The 15951-nt window shown below is 51.5% G+C and carries 16 protein-coding genes and 1 tRNA gene; all 17 read right to left on the bottom strand.

Annotated elements, in window-relative coordinates; translation table 11 throughout:
* Positions 1 to 2 precede the first annotated feature (2 nt).
* The 17 genes from ACO0K9_RS15020 to ACO0K9_RS14940 all read right to left on the bottom strand — a co-directional run bounded on the left by ACO0K9_RS15020 (position 3) and on the right by ACO0K9_RS14940 (position 15920).
* Complete coding sequence (locus ACO0K9_RS15020; RefSeq protein ID WP_422986248.1) at positions 3 to 1496, bottom strand: NADH-quinone oxidoreductase subunit M; 1494 nt, start codon at positions 1494 to 1496, stop codon at positions 3 to 5.
* 26 nt (positions 1497 to 1522) lie between these two features.
* On the bottom strand, positions 1523 to 3616 hold the full coding sequence (nuoL, locus tag ACO0K9_RS15015) for an NADH-quinone oxidoreductase subunit L (protein WP_422986246.1): 2094 nt from the start codon (positions 3614 to 3616) through the stop codon (positions 1523 to 1525).
* 87 nt (positions 3617 to 3703) lie between these two features.
* Entirely contained in the window at positions 3704 to 4018 is a 315-nt protein-coding gene (gene nuoK / locus ACO0K9_RS15010) for an NADH-quinone oxidoreductase subunit NuoK (RefSeq protein ID WP_162041807.1), read from the bottom strand.
* A complete protein-coding gene (locus tag ACO0K9_RS15005) occupies positions 4019 to 4666 on the bottom strand; it encodes an NADH-quinone oxidoreductase subunit J (protein ID WP_422986345.1) in 648 nt (215 codons plus the stop codon).
* A 16-nt stretch (positions 4667 to 4682) separates the two neighbouring features.
* The gene (gene nuoI / locus ACO0K9_RS15000) at positions 4683 to 5171 is read right to left on the bottom strand and encodes an NADH-quinone oxidoreductase subunit NuoI (protein WP_422986244.1); all 489 of its coding nucleotides are present in this window, start codon (positions 5169 to 5171) and stop codon (positions 4683 to 4685) included.
* A 12-nt stretch (positions 5172 to 5183) separates the two neighbouring features.
* Entirely contained in the window at positions 5184 to 6248 is a 1065-nt protein-coding gene (gene nuoH / locus ACO0K9_RS14995) for an NADH-quinone oxidoreductase subunit NuoH (RefSeq protein ID WP_422986242.1), read from the bottom strand.
* A complete protein-coding gene (gene nuoG, locus ACO0K9_RS14990) occupies positions 6248 to 8554 on the bottom strand; it encodes an NADH-quinone oxidoreductase subunit NuoG (protein ID WP_422986240.1) in 2307 nt (768 codons plus the stop codon). Before nuoG ends, nuoH begins: the two co-directional genes overlap by 1 nt.
* 32 nt (positions 8555 to 8586) lie before the next feature.
* Entirely contained in the window at positions 8587 to 9882 is a 1296-nt protein-coding gene (gene nuoF, locus ACO0K9_RS14985) for an NADH-quinone oxidoreductase subunit NuoF (protein WP_422986238.1), read from the bottom strand.
* Positions 9882 to 10370: an NADH-quinone oxidoreductase subunit NuoE gene (gene nuoE / locus ACO0K9_RS14980; protein WP_422986236.1), complete on the bottom strand. Its 489-nt coding sequence runs from the start codon at positions 10368 to 10370 to the stop codon at positions 9882 to 9884. The genes nuoF and nuoE overlap by 1 nt, the downstream gene beginning before the upstream one ends.
* 37 nt (positions 10371 to 10407) lie before the next feature.
* On the bottom strand, positions 10408 to 11661 hold the full coding sequence (locus ACO0K9_RS14975) for an NADH-quinone oxidoreductase subunit D (protein ID WP_422986234.1): 1254 nt from the start codon (positions 11659 to 11661) through the stop codon (positions 10408 to 10410).
* The gene (locus ACO0K9_RS14970; RefSeq protein ID WP_422986232.1) at positions 11661 to 12257 is read right to left on the bottom strand and encodes an NADH-quinone oxidoreductase subunit C; all 597 of its coding nucleotides are present in this window, start codon (positions 12255 to 12257) and stop codon (positions 11661 to 11663) included. Before ACO0K9_RS14970 ends, ACO0K9_RS14975 begins: the two co-directional genes overlap by 1 nt.
* Before the next feature lie 29 nt (positions 12258 to 12286).
* Entirely contained in the window at positions 12287 to 12763 is a 477-nt protein-coding gene (locus ACO0K9_RS14965) for a NuoB/complex I 20 kDa subunit family protein (protein ID WP_422986230.1), read from the bottom strand.
* A gap of 6 nt (positions 12764 to 12769) precedes the next feature.
* A complete protein-coding gene (locus ACO0K9_RS14960) occupies positions 12770 to 13129 on the bottom strand; it encodes an NADH-quinone oxidoreductase subunit A (RefSeq protein ID WP_162059352.1) in 360 nt (119 codons plus the stop codon).
* A 115-nt stretch (positions 13130 to 13244) separates the two neighbouring features.
* Positions 13245 to 13329 (bottom strand) — tRNA-Leu (locus ACO0K9_RS14955).
* 84 nt (positions 13330 to 13413) lie between these two features.
* Entirely contained in the window at positions 13414 to 13800 is a 387-nt protein-coding gene (gene secG, locus ACO0K9_RS14950; RefSeq protein WP_422986228.1) for a preprotein translocase subunit SecG, read from the bottom strand.
* Positions 13801 to 13849: 49 nt separating this feature from the next.
* Entirely contained in the window at positions 13850 to 14593 is a 744-nt protein-coding gene (tpiA, locus tag ACO0K9_RS14945) for a triose-phosphate isomerase (RefSeq protein ID WP_422986226.1), read from the bottom strand.
* A gap of 340 nt (positions 14594 to 14933) precedes the next feature.
* The gene (locus ACO0K9_RS14940; RefSeq protein WP_422986343.1) at positions 14934 to 15920 is read right to left on the bottom strand and encodes an NAD(P)H-quinone oxidoreductase; all 987 of its coding nucleotides are present in this window, start codon (positions 15918 to 15920) and stop codon (positions 14934 to 14936) included.
* Positions 15921 to 15951: the final 31 nt, after the last annotated feature.

The following is a 15951-nucleotide window of genomic DNA, read 5'->3' as shown; positions in this document are numbered from 1 at the left end:
TATCAAGGCATCACTTTTGACACTGCCACATGTTTCAACAGATCAGTCACCGAGACCTGCATTGCATCTGTAAATGGGGCCGGGTACAAACCCATCACCAGTACCGCAATGGCCAACACACCCAGCATGAAAAATTCACGCTTGTTGATATCTGTCAGGTGCGCTACGTGTTCATTCGTGATATTGCCGAAAATCACACGTTTTACCATCCACAACGAATACGCTGCGCCAAAAATCAAAGCTGTTGCTGCCAGCATGCCTATCCAGAAATTGAACTGGACCGCGCCCAGAATCACCATGAATTCGCCAACGAAACCGGACGTCGCCGGCAAGCCGCAGTTCGCCATGGAGAACAGAACGAACAGGGCAGCAAACTTTGGCATGGTGTTGACCACGCCACCGTAATCAGCGATTTCGCGGGAATGTACACGGTCATACAGTACGCCGATACACAGGAACATCGCGCCGGAGATAAAGCCATGGGAAATCATCTGTACGATAGCACCCTGCACCGACATGTCATTGAACATGAAGAAGCCGAGCGTCACAAAGCCCATGTGCGCAATCGAAGAATACGCCACCAGCTTTTTCATATCCTTTTGTACCAGCGCCACCAGGCCGATGTATATAACGGCGATCAGCGACAAAGTAATAATGAAACCAGCCATGTAATGACTGGCATCCGGCGCGATAGGTAAAGAGAAACGCAAGAAACCGTAAGCACCCAGTTTCAGCATGATCGCCGCCAGTACCACGGAACCACCAGTAGGTGCTTCCACGTGGGCGTCTGGCAACCAGGTATGCACTGGCCACATCGGCACCTTGACCGCAAACGCCATCAGGAAGGCGCAGAAAATCATGATCTGTGTCGTCAGTGGCAAGGGCAGTTTATGCCATACCAGAATGTCGAAAGAATGACCGGCTTTCAGGTACAGGTAAATGATGGCAACCAGCGTCAGCAAGGAGCCCAGCAAGGTGTACAGGAAAAACTTGAAGGCGGCATACACACGATTCGGGCCACCCCAGACACCGACGATGATGTACATAGGAATCAGCGTCGCTTCGAAGAACACATAGAACAACATACCGTCGGTGGCGCAGAATACACCTATCATCAAACCGGACAGTATCAGGAAAGCACCCATGTACTGGGCAACCTGCTTTTCAACCACTTCCCATGCAGCGATGACCACGATGACGGTGATAAATGCCGTCAGTGGTATCAGCCACAGGGAAATGCCATCTATACCCAACGAGTAAAAGATGTTGAAGCGTTCTATCCAGGAAAATTTTTCGACAAACTGCATGCCGTGTGCGGCATTGTCAAAATTCTTGATCAGTGGAATCGTGACCAGGAAACTGGCGATGGAACCGATCAGTGACACACCGCGCACCAGGCCAGGATTATTGTCGCGACCAAAAGCGAGGACGAAAATGCCGAACGCAATCGGACACCAGATCGCGAGGCTAAGTAGAGTAGAAGTTGACTGCATCATGATTATATTTTTATAGCCGTGGTCACTTATTTAGCGAAGGGAAACAGCACTGTGTAAGCCAGGAATGCCATTACGCCGAGTATCATTACAAACGCGTAGTGATAGATATAACCACTTTGCAACCGGCGTATCACTTTGGAGAACCAGCCAACCAGTTTTGCGCTGCCGTTCACCACCAGGCCATCAATCAGGCCCTTGTCACCGATATTCCACAAACCGCCACCCAGCACGCGTGCGCCGCCAGCAAATACGATCTCATTGAAACGATCCATGTAGTACTTGTTGTCCAGCAGCGTATAAATGGCGCTGGCTTTGACTTTGATCGCAGCAGGAATCGCAGGCTTGACCATGTAGAACACATAGGAAGTCGCCACACCAGCCAGTGCCAGCCAGAACGGAGGCGTCATCAGTGCATGCAGGGCCATCGCAAATGGGGAATGGAATTCATGCCTGAGCTCTTCCATCGCATGGTGGGCTTCATTGACGAAAATGACATTGTCAAAGAATTTGCCAAACAGCATAGGCTCGATGGTAATGAAGCCAATGAGCACGGAAGGAATTGCCAGCAAGACCAGTGGCAACCACACCACCATGGGTGATTCATGCGGTTTTTGCCCTGGTGCCAGACCATGGTGATGTGCATCATGGTCGTCGTGCGCACCGTGGGCGTCGTGGGCGTCATCTGCATGCGCAGCGTGGGCATCTTTGGCATGGTGATCATCATGATGATCGTGCGCATGGCCAAAGTTTTCCTTGCCGTGAAAGACCAGGAAGTACATGCGGAAAGAATAGAAAGCAGTCACAAACACGCCTGCCAGCACGGCAAACTGGGCAAAGCCTGCGCCTGGCAGATGACTTGCCTGCACGGCTTCAATAATGCTGTCCTTGGAATAAAAACCGGAAAAGAACGGTGTACCGATCAGCGCCAGCGAACCCAGCAAGGACGTGATCCAGGTAATCGGCATGTATTTGCGCAGGCCACCCATATTGCGGATGTCCTGATCATGGTGCATACCGATAATCACGGAACCAGCAGCCAAGAACAGCAAGGCTTTGAAGAAGGCATGCGTCATCAAGTGGAACACCGCCACCGAGTACGCAGATGCGCCCAGAGCCACCGTCATGTAACCGAGTTGTGACAGAGTCGAATAGGCCACCACGCGCTTGATGTCGTTCTGGATAATCCCCAGGAAACCCATGAACAAGGCGGTAATCGAACCGATCACCAAGATGAAGGACAAGGCCGTATCAGACAGTTCAAACAGTGGCGACATGCGCGACACCATGAAGATACCAGCCGTTACCATGGTCGCCGCGTGGATCAGTGCAGAAATCGGTGTCGGGCCTTCCATCGAATCGGGCAACCAGACATGCAAGGGGAATTGTGCCGACTTACCCATGGCGCCGATAAACAGGCAGATACAGGCAACGGTAATCAACATCCAGTCTGTATGTGGCAACAGCATGGTAGCCAATTCTTGTTTTTTGGCGAAGACTTCGAGATAGTTCATGGAACCGGCATTTGCCACCAACAAGCCTATGCCGAGGATGAAACCAAAGTCACCAACGCGGTTAACCAGGAAGGCTTTCATGTTGGCGTAGATGGCAGTCGGTTTGGTATACCAGAAACCAATCAGCAGATAAGACACCAGACCCACCGCTTCCCAGCCAAAGAACAATTGCAGGAAGTTGTTGCTCATGACCAGCATCAGCATCGAGAAGGTGAACAGCGAAATGTACGAGAAGAAGCGGTTGTAACCTTCGTCTTCAGCCATATAACCGATGGTATAGATATGCACCATCAGCGACACAAAGGTCACGACGCACATCATCATGGCGGTCAGGCTATCGACCATGAAGCCGACTTCCAGCTTCAGGCCGCCAACATTCATCCATTGATACAGGGTAGCGTTATAGCTTGCGCCATCCATCACGGCAGACAAAGTCATGCAAGAAATGACGAAGGCAATCAGCACGCCCAGTATGGTCGCTGTATGCGATACTTTTCGTCCTACCACATTGCCAAAAAACTTCGTTCCTAGCAAACCTGCGATAGCAGACCCTGCCAGAGGCGCCAGAGGTACTGCCAATAATAATTGTGGGTTAAGTTGCCCCGCCATGATGACCCTTTGTTAGCTTATTACTTTTCTTAAATCGCCAGCGTATGCCGGACTGTCGCCATACCTCAGTCCGCAGCATTATCCTTGTTAACCTTTTAATGCATCCAGATCTTCGACATTGATCGTGTCCAGATTACGGAACAACACAACCAGTATTGCCAGACCAATCGCAGATTCAGCGGCGGCCACGGTCAATATGAAGAAGACGAATACCTGACCAGCGGCATCACCCAAATAATGAGAAAAAGCGATGAAATTAATATTCACTGCCAACAACATCAACTCGATCGCCATCAACAACACAATGATGTTTTTACGATTGAGGAAGATACCGACGATGGAAATCGCAAACAGGATTGCGCCCAATATCAGGTAATGCGTCAAACTCAAAGTCAAAGCCATTTAAGCCTCCGGATTCACAGTAGCTGCCGCAGCAGTTGCATTATTCTCAGCGCGTTCGGATTCAGCCTTCATGCTGACGATGCGGATACGGTCCTTGGCTTTCACTTTCACCGCAGCAGCCGGATCAAAGTACTTGCTGTCCTTGCGGCGACGCAAAGTCAAGGCAACCGCTGCCACGATGGCCAGCAACAAGATCGCTGCTGCCACTTCAAAAGCAAACTGGTAATGCGTGAAAATCTCTATACCCAAGGCCTTGGTATTACCAATTTTGTCTGCGGCTGCCGGCACATGATTGTCTGGACGCAAAAAGCCGCGCCACAGTACCGCCGCCATTTCCAGCACGATAATGCCGCCAACGGCTGCCGCCAGCGGGAAATGACTCCAGAAACCTTCCCTGAGCTTGTCGAGATTGATGTCCAGCATCATCACGACAAACAGGAACAGCACCATCACCGCGCCGACATAGACCAGCACCAGTACAATCGCCAGGAACTCGGCCTTCAGCAGCATCCAGATGCCCGCGGCATTGAAGAAGGTCAAGACCAGAAACAAGGCAGCATGCACAGGATTGCGTGCAGAAATAACCTGGATCGCAGCGACTATCATGATCGCTGAGAAAACATAAAATAAAACGGTAGTAAATTCCATATCGAACCAGGTCCAGTTAGCGGTATGTAGCATCAGCGCTTCGCGCTGCTGCAATTTGTGTCTCGTAACGATCACCTACAGCCAGCAGCATCTCTTTGGTGAAATACAGGTCGCCGCGTTTTTCACCGTGGTATTCCAGTACATGGGTTTCCACGATGGAATCGACCGGACAGGACTCTTCACAGAAACCACAGAAAATGCACTTGGTCAGGTCGATGTCATAACGGGTAGTACGACGACTGCCGTCCGCACGCTGCTCAGATTCGATCGTGATCGCCATGGCTGGACATACTGCTTCACACAATTTACAGGCGATGCAGCGCTCTTCCCCGTTCGGGTAACGGCGTAAGGCATGCAAACCACGGAAACGTGGCGACTGCGGTGTCTTTTCTTCCGGGAATTGCACCGTGATCTTGCGGGCAAACATATAGCGGCCTGTCAGGGCCAGGCCCTTGATCAGTTCGCGCAGCATCAGGCTGCCAAAAAAATCCTTGATTGCTTCCATTTTTTTAGCCTCTTACTTCCAAATATTCCATGGAGTTTGCATCCATGCTGCGACGATCACCAGATACACCAGGGTCAGCGGGATAAACACTTTCCAGCCCAGACGCATGATCTGGTCATAGCGATAGCGCGGGAAAGAAGCACGTGCCCAGATGAACAGGGAAACCACAAAGAAGGTCTTGATGCCCAGCCAAATCCAGCCGGGGACGAAATCCAGGAAGCTAAACGGTGCAGACCAGCCGCCCAGGAACATCAGGGATGCCATGGCAGAAATCAAAATCATGTTGGCATATTCGGCCAGGAAGAACATGGCGAAGGACATACCCGAATATTCAACCATGTGACCCGCAACAATCTCGGATTCGCCTTCCACCACGTCGAACGGATGACGGTTGGTTTCAGCAATACCGGAAATCACATACACCACAAACATGGGCAGCAGCGGCAACCAGTTCCACGAGAATAGGTTGAAACCATGGCGGGCAGCAAAGCCCTGGGTTTGCGCATTGACGATGTCCGTCATGTTCAAACTGCCTGATACCATCAATACGATGACCAGCACAAAGCCCATGGCGATTTCATACGACACCATCTGTGCCGATGCACGCATGGCACCGAGGAAAGCATACTTGGAATTGGATGCCCAACCGGCGATGATGATGCCGTACACTTCCATCGAAGTGATCGCCATGATGAGCAACAGACCGGCATTTACATTCGCCAACACTGTTTCAGGGCCGAAAGGAATCACCGACCAGGCTGCCAGCGCAGGCATGATGGTCATGATAGGTGCCAGCACGAACAAGATTTTATTTGCCTTGGCCGGGATGATGATTTCTTTCAGCAGCAGCTTTAGCGCATCCGCGATAGGCTGCAGCAAGCCGGCAGGGCCAACGCGATTCGGGCCAAGACGAATATGCATCCAGCCTATCATCTTGCGTTCCCACAAGGTCAGGTAAGCCACGCAGCCCATGACAGGCAAGGTGATGCAGACAATCTTGACCAAGGTCCACAGCGGCAGCCATAAAGCGCCGAGGTAGTGCTGACCTAGCTCATGAATAGAGAGCAGCAAATTCATTATGCACGCTCCAGTTTGATGGCACCGAACATGCCGTCCAGATTGGTTGTCAGGCTGTGGCCTGCTGCAATCCTGACCACATTGTCAGGCAGGGATTTATCTATTCCCACAGGGATCAGGGTAGAACCTGTTTTGCTCAGTCTTACCATGTCACCTTCGGCAATACCCAACTTGCCTGCTTCGGCCTGGCTGATCCAGGCTTGTGGCGCACGCGCATCGGCGGTCAGTTGCAGGGATTCTGCACGACGTACGATAGCGTCTGTGCTGTAAATGCCGACATCGGCAATACGTTCCAGACCAGAACTGGCATTAGCAGAAACAGCCGGGGCGATTTTGGCCAGGTTATTCAGTTGCACCGTCAGGTCAGCTTGCGTCAACACGGTATCGCGCACTGCTTCTGCCGTTTCAAAATCAAAGTTTTCCAGACCCAGCAAATTACCCATTACGCGCAAGACTTTCCATGCTGGACGGGTGTCACCCAGAGGCTTGACCACGCCTTGGAAACTTTGGGCACGGCCTTCGCAACTGACGAAGGTACCTGCAGTTTCAGTGAATGGAGAAACCGGCAGCAAGACGTCTGCATATTCTGCGCCATGCTTGAATGGCGACATGACGACCACCATGTCAGCCTGATCCAGTGCAGCCTTGGCTTGCACCGGATACGCGCTGTCGAGCAAAGGCTCGGCGTGCAACACGATGTAGGCTTTTTTGGCTTGCGTGAAAACTGGTTTGGCATTATTGGCCGGTATGGCATTTGCCAGATAACCACCAACAGTATTCGCTGCTTCTGTCAGGTAACCAAATTCGCTACCTGCATTTTCAGCTATCCATTGTGCCAGCGCATGCAATTGCGATGCTTCTGGATGGTAAGACGCGGTGTTACCGAGGAACACACCTGCTTTGCCAGCCAACAGGCTGGCCGCAATCGCTTCTGCTTTGGCAGATGCCTGCACTGCTTCCAGGCCGGCTGGTTTGGCGATTTCTTTTTTCGTTGCTACGGCTACCGCAACTTCAGCCAGGAAAGCGGCCCACAGCGATGGTGCCACGACTGCATTGTTGGCCAGCTTGATGAGCAATTCATCATCGGTTGCATGCAGGATACTCAGCTTGGCACCCATTTTTACCGATTGACGCAAGCGGGCGGCCAGCAAAGGATGGTCTTTACGCAGGAAAGAACCAATCACGAAGACATTTTTCAACTGAGCAAACTTGGCGATACTGGTACCCAGCCAAGGTTTGATGGCAGAATTCAAAGCGAAGTCAGACTGACGCAGGCGGAAATCGACATTATCAGAACCCAGGCCACGAACGACACGTTGCAACAGGGTCAGTTCTTCCAGTGTTGCACTGGGTGCAGCAACCGCAGCAATGGCATCAGCACCATGTTCATGCTTGACGTTACGCAGGCCATGGGCAACATATTCGAGAGCTGTCTGCCAGTCAGTTTCCTGCCATTCACCGCCCTGCTTGATCATCGGCTTGGTCAGGCGTTCTGTGCTGTTCAGCGCTTCGTAAGAGAAGCGGTCTTTGTCAGAAATCCAGCATTCATTGATTTCTTCGTTTTCCAGCGGGACCACGCGCATGACCTTGTTGTTCTTGACCTGCACGATCAGGTTGGAACCCAGGCCATCATGGGCACTTACCGATTTACGGCGGGACAATTCCCAGGTACGGGCAGAATAACGGAAAGGCTTGGATGTCAACGCACCAACCGGGCACAGATCGATCATGTTGCCAGACAATTCGGAATCAACCGTTTTGCCGACGAAGGAAGTGATTTCGGAATGTTCGCCACGGTTGAGCATGCCCAGTTCCATGACGCCAGCGATTTCCTGACCGAAACGTACGCAACGTGTGCAGTGTATGCAACGGCTCATTTCTTCCATGGATACCAGCGGACCGACATCCTTGTGGAATACGACGCGTTTTTCTTCTTCGTAACGGGATGCCGTGCCACCGTAACCGACAGCCAGATCCTGCAACTGGCATTCGCCGCCCTGATCGCAGATAGGACAATCCAGCGGGTGATTGATGAGCAAAAATTCCATCACCGCTTTTTGTGCTTTTACTGCCTTGTCGCTGGAAGAACGCACGATCATGCCGGCGGTCACTGGCGTGGCGCAGGCAGGCAAAGGTTTCGGTGCTTTTTCAACCTCGACCAGACACATGCGGCAGTTGGCCGCAATAGATAATTTTTTGTGATAGCAAAAGTGCGGGATGTAGGTGCCAAGCTTATTGGCAGCGTCCATCACCATACTGCCCTCTTGGACTTCGACTTTTTTGCCGTCTATTTCGATTTCAACCATGGTCTACTCTAAGTGTGCTAACCGAAGCTGGCTTACATGTAAGTGGGCACCAAGCAATGCTTATGCTCGATGTGATATTCAAATTCTTCGCGGAAATTCTTGATCATGGCGCGTACCGGCATCGCCGCTGCATCACCCAGGGCGCAAATTGTCTTGCCCTGAATATTGTCAGCGATGGAGTTCAGCATATCCAGATCATCCGCACGACCCTGGCCATGTTCTATCCTGTGCACCATGCGATACAACCAGCCCGTACCTTCACGGCAAGGCGTGCACTGACCGCAAGATTCTTCAAAATAAAAGTAAGACAGGCGCAACAATGATTTCACCATGCAGCGCGTTTCATCCATGACGATCACCGCACCAGAACCCAGCATGGAGCCCGCCTTGGCGATGGCGTCATAATCCATATCGGTAGCCATCATCACATCGCCGGTCAATACTGGCATGGAAGAACCACCAGGGATAACTGCCTTGATCTTTTTACCGTCGCGCATGCCACCAGCCAGTTCCAGCAATGTCGCAAATGGCGTACCCAGCGGCACTTCATAATTGCCTGGTTTGGCTACGTCGCCCGACATGGAGAAAATCTTGGTGCCGCCGTTATTTGGCTTGCCCAGTGCTGCATATTTTTCACCACCCATGGCAAACACAAACGGCACGGCTGCAAAAGTTTCTGTGTTATTGATCGTGGTTGGCTTGCCATACAAACCAAAGCTGGCCGGGAAAGGTGGCTTGAAGCGTGGCTGCCCTTTCTTCCCTTCCAGCGATTCCAGCAAGGCCGTTTCTTCGCCGCAAATGTACGCGCCGTAGCCGTGGAAAGCATGCAACTGGAAATTGAAATCGGAACCGGCAATTTTGTCGCCCAGCATATTGGCCGCACGCGCCTCTTCCAGCGCTTCTTCGAAACGGTCGTAATCAGCAAAAATTTCGCCGTGGATATAGTTATAACCAACTGTGATGCCCATGGCGTAAGCGCCTATGGCCATGCCTTCGATCAGGGCATGCGGGTTATAACGGATGATGTCACGGTCTTTGAATGTACCAGGTTCGCCTTCGTCAGTATTACAGACCAGGTATTTTTGACCTGGGAACTGACGCGGCATGAAGCTCCACTTCAAACCAGTAGGAAAACCCGCACCGCCACGACCACGCAATGAAGATGCCTTCAACTCGGCGATCACTTGCTCAGGCGGGATTTTTTCATTCAGGATACGTTTCAGTGATTCATAGCCACCACGTGCTACGTAATCTTGCAGATGCCAGTTCTTGCCATCCAGGCCAGCCAGTATCAAAGGCTTAATATGGCGATTGTGCAGACTCGTCATTATTTACCTGCCTCTTTCAATTCATTGACCAGACCGTCAATTTTGTCATTCGACATGAAACTGCACATGCGTTTGTTATTGACGATCATCACAGGCGCATCACCACAGGCACCCATACATTCACCTTCAACCAGCGTGAATTGGCCGTCTGCCGTGGTTTCCTTGTAATCAATACCGAGCTTTTGCTTCAGGTGATGTGCTGCACGTTCGCCACCTGACAGGGCGCAAGGCAGATTGGTACAGACCGAAATCTTGAACTTGCCCACCGGTTTGGTGTTGTACATGTTGTAGAAAGTCGCGACTTCCTGCACTGCTACCGCAGGCATGCCGATGTAATCAGCCAGGGTCTGCATGACTTCCGGAGATACCCAGCCAGTTTCATCCTGGGCGATAGCCAATGCGGCCATCACAGCGGACTGGCGCTGGTCAGCCGGGAACTTTGCCAGTTCACGATCAATTTTTTTAAATGCCTGCTCTGATAACACCATAGCTAATGCCTCGATTCGACGCCCTCAGGACGCCGCTTTATCTGTCAATCTCACCAAACACAATATCCTGAGTACCGATGATCGTTACCGCATCAGCAATCATGTGACCTTTTGCCATTTCATCCAAACCCTGCAAATGCGCGAAACCTGGCGCACGGATTTTCAGACGATACGGCTTGTTAGCACCATCGGACATCAAGTAAATACCAAACTCACCTTTAGGATGCTCGACTGCGGCATACGCTTCGCCAGCAGGAACATGGAAACCTTCTGTGAACAGTTTGAAGTGATGGATGAGTTCTTCCATATTCGACTTCATGTTCACACGATGTGGTGGCGCCACCTTGTGGTTATCAGTAATCACCGGACCCTGGTTGTTTCTCAGCCATTCCACACATTGTTTGATGATGCGATTGGACTGGCGCATTTCTTCCACGCGTACCAGATAACGGTCATAGCTGTCGCCATTCACACCGACTGGAATATCAAAGTCCAGCAAGTCATACACTTCATACGGCTGCTTCTTGCGCAAATCCCATTCAATGCCGGAACCACGCAACATAGGGCCGGTAAAGCCCATGGCTTTGGCACGCTCAGGCGACACGACACCGATACCGACCAGACGTTGTTTCCAGATACGGTTGTCGGTCAGCAGTGTTTCGTATTCATCGACGTATTTCGGAAAACGGTTGGTGAAGTCTTCAATGAAATCCAGCAGGGAACCCTGGCGGTTTTCATTCAGCAAGCGCATCGCCTTTTCATTCTTCAAAGCCGAAGTCGTGAATTGCGGCATTTGCTCTGGCAAATCACGATACACGCCACCTGGACGATAGTAAGCAGCATGCAAACGTGCACCCGAGACTGCTTCATAGCAATCCATCAGGTCTTCACGTTCGCGGAAAGCGTACAGGAATACCGCCATCGCCCCCACGTCCAGCGCATGCGCGCCTATCCACAGCAAGTGGTTCAGCAAGCGCGTGATTTCGTCAAACATGACGCGAATGTACTGAGCACGCAAAGGCACTTCCAGGCCCAGCATCTTTTCAATCGCCATGACATATGCATGTTCATTGGCCATCATCGATACATAGTCCAGGCGATCCATGTAAGGCACGGATTGCAGGAAGGTTTTTTGTTCTGCCAGTTTTTCAGTCGCACGATGCAACAGTCCGATATGCGGATCGGCACGCTGTATGACTTCACCATCGAGCTCAAGCACCAGGCGCAACACACCATGCGCAGCAGGATGCTGAGGACCGAAGTTCAGGGTGTAATTCTTAATCTCAGCCATTATTTCATCCCGTAATGTTCTTCACGAATGATACGCGGCACATTTTCGCGTGGTTCTATCGTGACAGGCTGGTAAACGACGCGCTTTTGATCTGCGTCATAGCGCATTTCAACATAGCCGGAAACTGGAAAGTCTTTACGGAAAGGATGTCCGATAAAACCATAGTCAGTCAGAATGCGGCGCAAGTCATTGTGACCATCAAACAAGATACCAAACAAGTCGAACGCTTCACGCTCATACCAGTTGGCAGCATTCCAGATATCAATCAGGGAAGGCACGACCGGCATTTCATCATCCGGCGCAAAGACACGCACGCGCAGACGCCAGTTGTTTTTAATGGACAGCAAATGTGACACGGCGGCATAACGCGCGCCTTCCCACAAGCCATCGCCATAGGTGGAATAATCAACACCACACAGATCAATCAATTCTTCGAAGTGGGTATCCGGATGATCGCGCAACGTACGCATGGCATCCAGGTAAGCTGCTGCAGAAACCACGATAGTGATTTCACCCAACGCATTTTTTAATTCCAGAATGCGTTCACCCAGGACAGTTTTTACCGCCGCCTCAAGGTTTTCCAGTTTGGTAGTCATAATTTAATGTTGCCCCGGCGACGACGCAATTAACGCGCAATGGTATTGGTACGTTTGATCTTGTTTTGCAACTGTATGATGCCGTATATCAGGGCCTCTGCCGTCGGCGGGCAACCTGGCACATACACATCCACAGGAACAATACGATCACAACCACGCACCACGGAATACGAATAGTGATAATAACCACCGCCGTTGGCACAGGAACCCATGGAAATAACCCAGCGTGGCTCGGCCATCTGGTCATACACCTTGCGCAGCGCAGGTGCCATCTTGTTGCACAGCGTACCGGCAACGATCATCACGTCAGACTGACGCGGCGATGGGCGAAACACGACCCCGAAGCGGTCCAGATCATAGCGCGAAGCACCAGCGTGCATCATCTCTACTGCGCAGCAGGCCAGACCAAAGGTCATGGGCCACATGGAACCGGTACGCGTCCAGTTGATCAGCTTATCGGCTGTTGTCGTAACAAAGCCTTCGTTCAATACACCTTCAATTGACATAATCCATCACTCCCAATCCAGAGCGCCTTTTTTCCAGATGTACCAAAATCCAACGCCAAACTCCAGCACAAAGCCGAGCATAATCAGAAAACCTGCCCAACCCAGGTCACGCATCGCCACGCCCCATGGGAAGAAGAATGCCGTTTCCAGATCAAACAAAATGAACAGAATTGCTACCAGGTAGTAACGCACATCAAACTTCATGCGCGCATCTTCGAACGCCTCAAAACCGCATTCGTAAGCAGAATTTTTTTGTGAATCCGGTTTATATGGGGCAAGAACACGTCCCAGAATTTGCGGCACCACACCAACGGCGATACCAACCAGAATAAAGAGAAGAACTGGGAAATAATTTTCGAGGTTCACGTTAGGCTACCTGTAATTGAACGCCAGATTGAAGCAAGTCATTTATTGATATTGACAAGCAAGAAACAACTGCTTCCTCGACCAAGTCAGCAAAGAAAACTGACTCTATTTTTATTGGTGCCGACGACGAGACTCGAACTCGTACAGCTTTCGCCACTACCCCCTCAAGATAGCGTGTCTACCAATTTCACCACGTCGGCCTAAGCCCAGCATTCTACTATGTCTAGCCTCATTGTTCAACGCACAATTGCAGCAATCCAATGTTTTTTGCTGGGAAAATCAAATTATTTTGGAATCTGGTTTGCCTGACCAGTAGCTGCAGAGGATGCAGGCACGGCAGTGATAACCGGACCAGAAGCCGCACCTGCAGAACTTGCTGGCGCGGCCGGCTTAACAGCTGTTACACCTTCCATAACACCAATGGCAGGCTTGCGATTGCCACTAGAAACAGCCAGGCCCAAAGTCGCTGCAAAAAAGATCGCAGCAGCCACGCCTGTGGCCTTGGACAGGAAGTTGGAAGAGCCGGTTGCACCGAACAGGCTGCCCGATGCGCCAGAACCAAAAGAGGCCCCCATATCAGCACCTTTACCGTGCTGCAACAAAACCAGGCCAATAATTGCCAAAGCTGACAATACCTGAACAACCACAACCAACGTAAATAAAGTTTGCATTCAAGACATCCAAAAAAAATTAAGCATCCAACAAATTAATCCAAACCACTCAGGTCGCTGCAATAATCGACAGGAAATCCTGCGATTTCAATGCTGCACCACCTATCAGGCCACCATCAATATCGGACATTGCCAGCAATTCTGCGGCATTTTCCGGTTTCATGCTGCCACCGTACAAAATCTGTACCTTGCTTGCAGCCTCAGCATTTCTGGCTGCCATTTGCTGACGCAGGAACTGATGCACATCCTGCGCCATTTGCGGCGTTGCCGTCTTGCCGGTGCCAATTGCCCATACCGGCTCATACGCGACCACCATTGCCGTCATATCGTCGAGCACATCAAGGACCGCATTCAACTGCGCAGCCACCACCTGATTGGTCTGGCCGTTTTCACGCTGCTCCAGCGTTTCACCAACACAAACAATAGGCAACAGACCTGATTTCTGCAAGCGCAATGCCTTTTGCGCCACCAGCTCATCGCTTTCAGCATGATAGGCACGGCGCTCGGAATGCCCGACTATCACATACCTGCTACCGCAATCCGCCAGCATGGCTGCCGATATCTCGCCGGTATAAGCACCCTGCGCATGCACGGACACATCTTGTGCGCCCCACATGACTGCAGTACCTGTCAATAATTCAGCACATTGCGCCAGATACGGTGCTGGTGGGCATACCAGGACATCACAATTTAATGATGCAGGCAAACCCGCCTTTATTTCAGACAACAACGAACGGTTAGCAGAAAAACCACCATTCATCTTCCAGTTACCGGCTATTAAGGTGCGTCGCATAGTAAGCCAAAATATAAATAACCGTCTATTGTAGCCCTCAGCGCTATCAGGGTCAAACCAGCGTACTCAGGTTTATGACTTTATGACTACAAAAACTGCACCAGAGGGCGCTTCAATGAAGGCTTTTAGTGCAGATAAGCTATCTTTTTGGCCATATCAGCCAAACTTTAAGGTCGTAGAACGTGTTTACGATCTGTAGCGAGCGAGCGTCAGCGGGGTAAGGGTAACAAAAACGCAGCGCAAAAAGCGGAATGTACTTAAGACCATGAGCATTTTGAGCAGCACATGAACCCCGCGTGGACTCCGATTGCGCTCGCGCAGTAAGATCGTAAACAGGTTCTTAACCTGCATCCATAGACAGCATGATTTTTCCTATATGCGCACCCTCTTCCATCATGGCATGCGCCTGCGCGGCCTGCGCCAGGGGGAAGACATGATGAATCACAGGCACGATCGCCCGGGAACTCAGCAGCGGCCAGACACGTTCCTGCAATTCAGTCGCAATCGCCTTTTTGAAAGCCACCGAGCGTGGGCGCAAGGTAGAACCAGTCACGGTCAGGCGGCGGCGCAATACCTGGGCCAGATCCAGTTCTGCAGTAGAACCACCCAGCAAGGCAATAATGGCCAGGCGACCATCATCGGCAAGGCAATTGATCTCTTGCGGCACATAACTGCCCGCCACCATGTCCAGAATAACGTCAACGCCTTTGCCAGCCGTCAATTCCTTGACGACATCGACAAATTTCTCAGTCTTGTAGTTGATACCGCGTTCCGCACCCAGCTTTTCTGTCGCACGACACTTGTCGTCCGAACCGGCAGTGGCAAATACACGATGCCCCAATGCCTTTGCAATTTGAATCGCGGCCACACCGATACCCGAGGTACCGCCCTGCACCAGAAAACTTTCACCCGGCGATAAATGGGCGCGCTGGAATACATTACTCCAGACCGTGAAATAAGTTTCAGGCAAAGATGCCGCTTCCAGCAAAGACAGGCCCTGCGGCAGCTTCAGGCATTGTCCTGCCGGTGCCACACAGTATTCGGCATAGCCACCGCCCTGCACCAGGGCACAAACCTGATCTCCAACCTGAAACGCGCTACCCTCGACATCACCGGCAACCACCTCTCCCGCCACTTCTAGCCCCGGCAAATCCGACGCTCCTGGAGGGACCGGGTAAAAGCCCAGACGCTGCAAGACATCAGGCCGGTTCACACCGGCGGCACTGACCCGTATCAGCAATTCACCCTTGCCGGGTACAGGCACGGGCCGGGTAGCCATCTGCAACACTTCCGGCTTGCCGTACTGGGTGATTTCTATGGCGCGCATTTCAGTTTTCATGGGGACTCATCAATAAAGT

It is taken from the genome of Undibacterium sp. Ji50W (genome assembly GCF_049340445.1).
Lineage (GTDB): Bacteria > Pseudomonadota > Gammaproteobacteria > Burkholderiales > Burkholderiaceae_D > Undibacterium.
The sequence above is the reverse complement of the archived record's forward strand: the minus strand, read 5'-3'. Positions and strand labels throughout refer to the sequence as shown.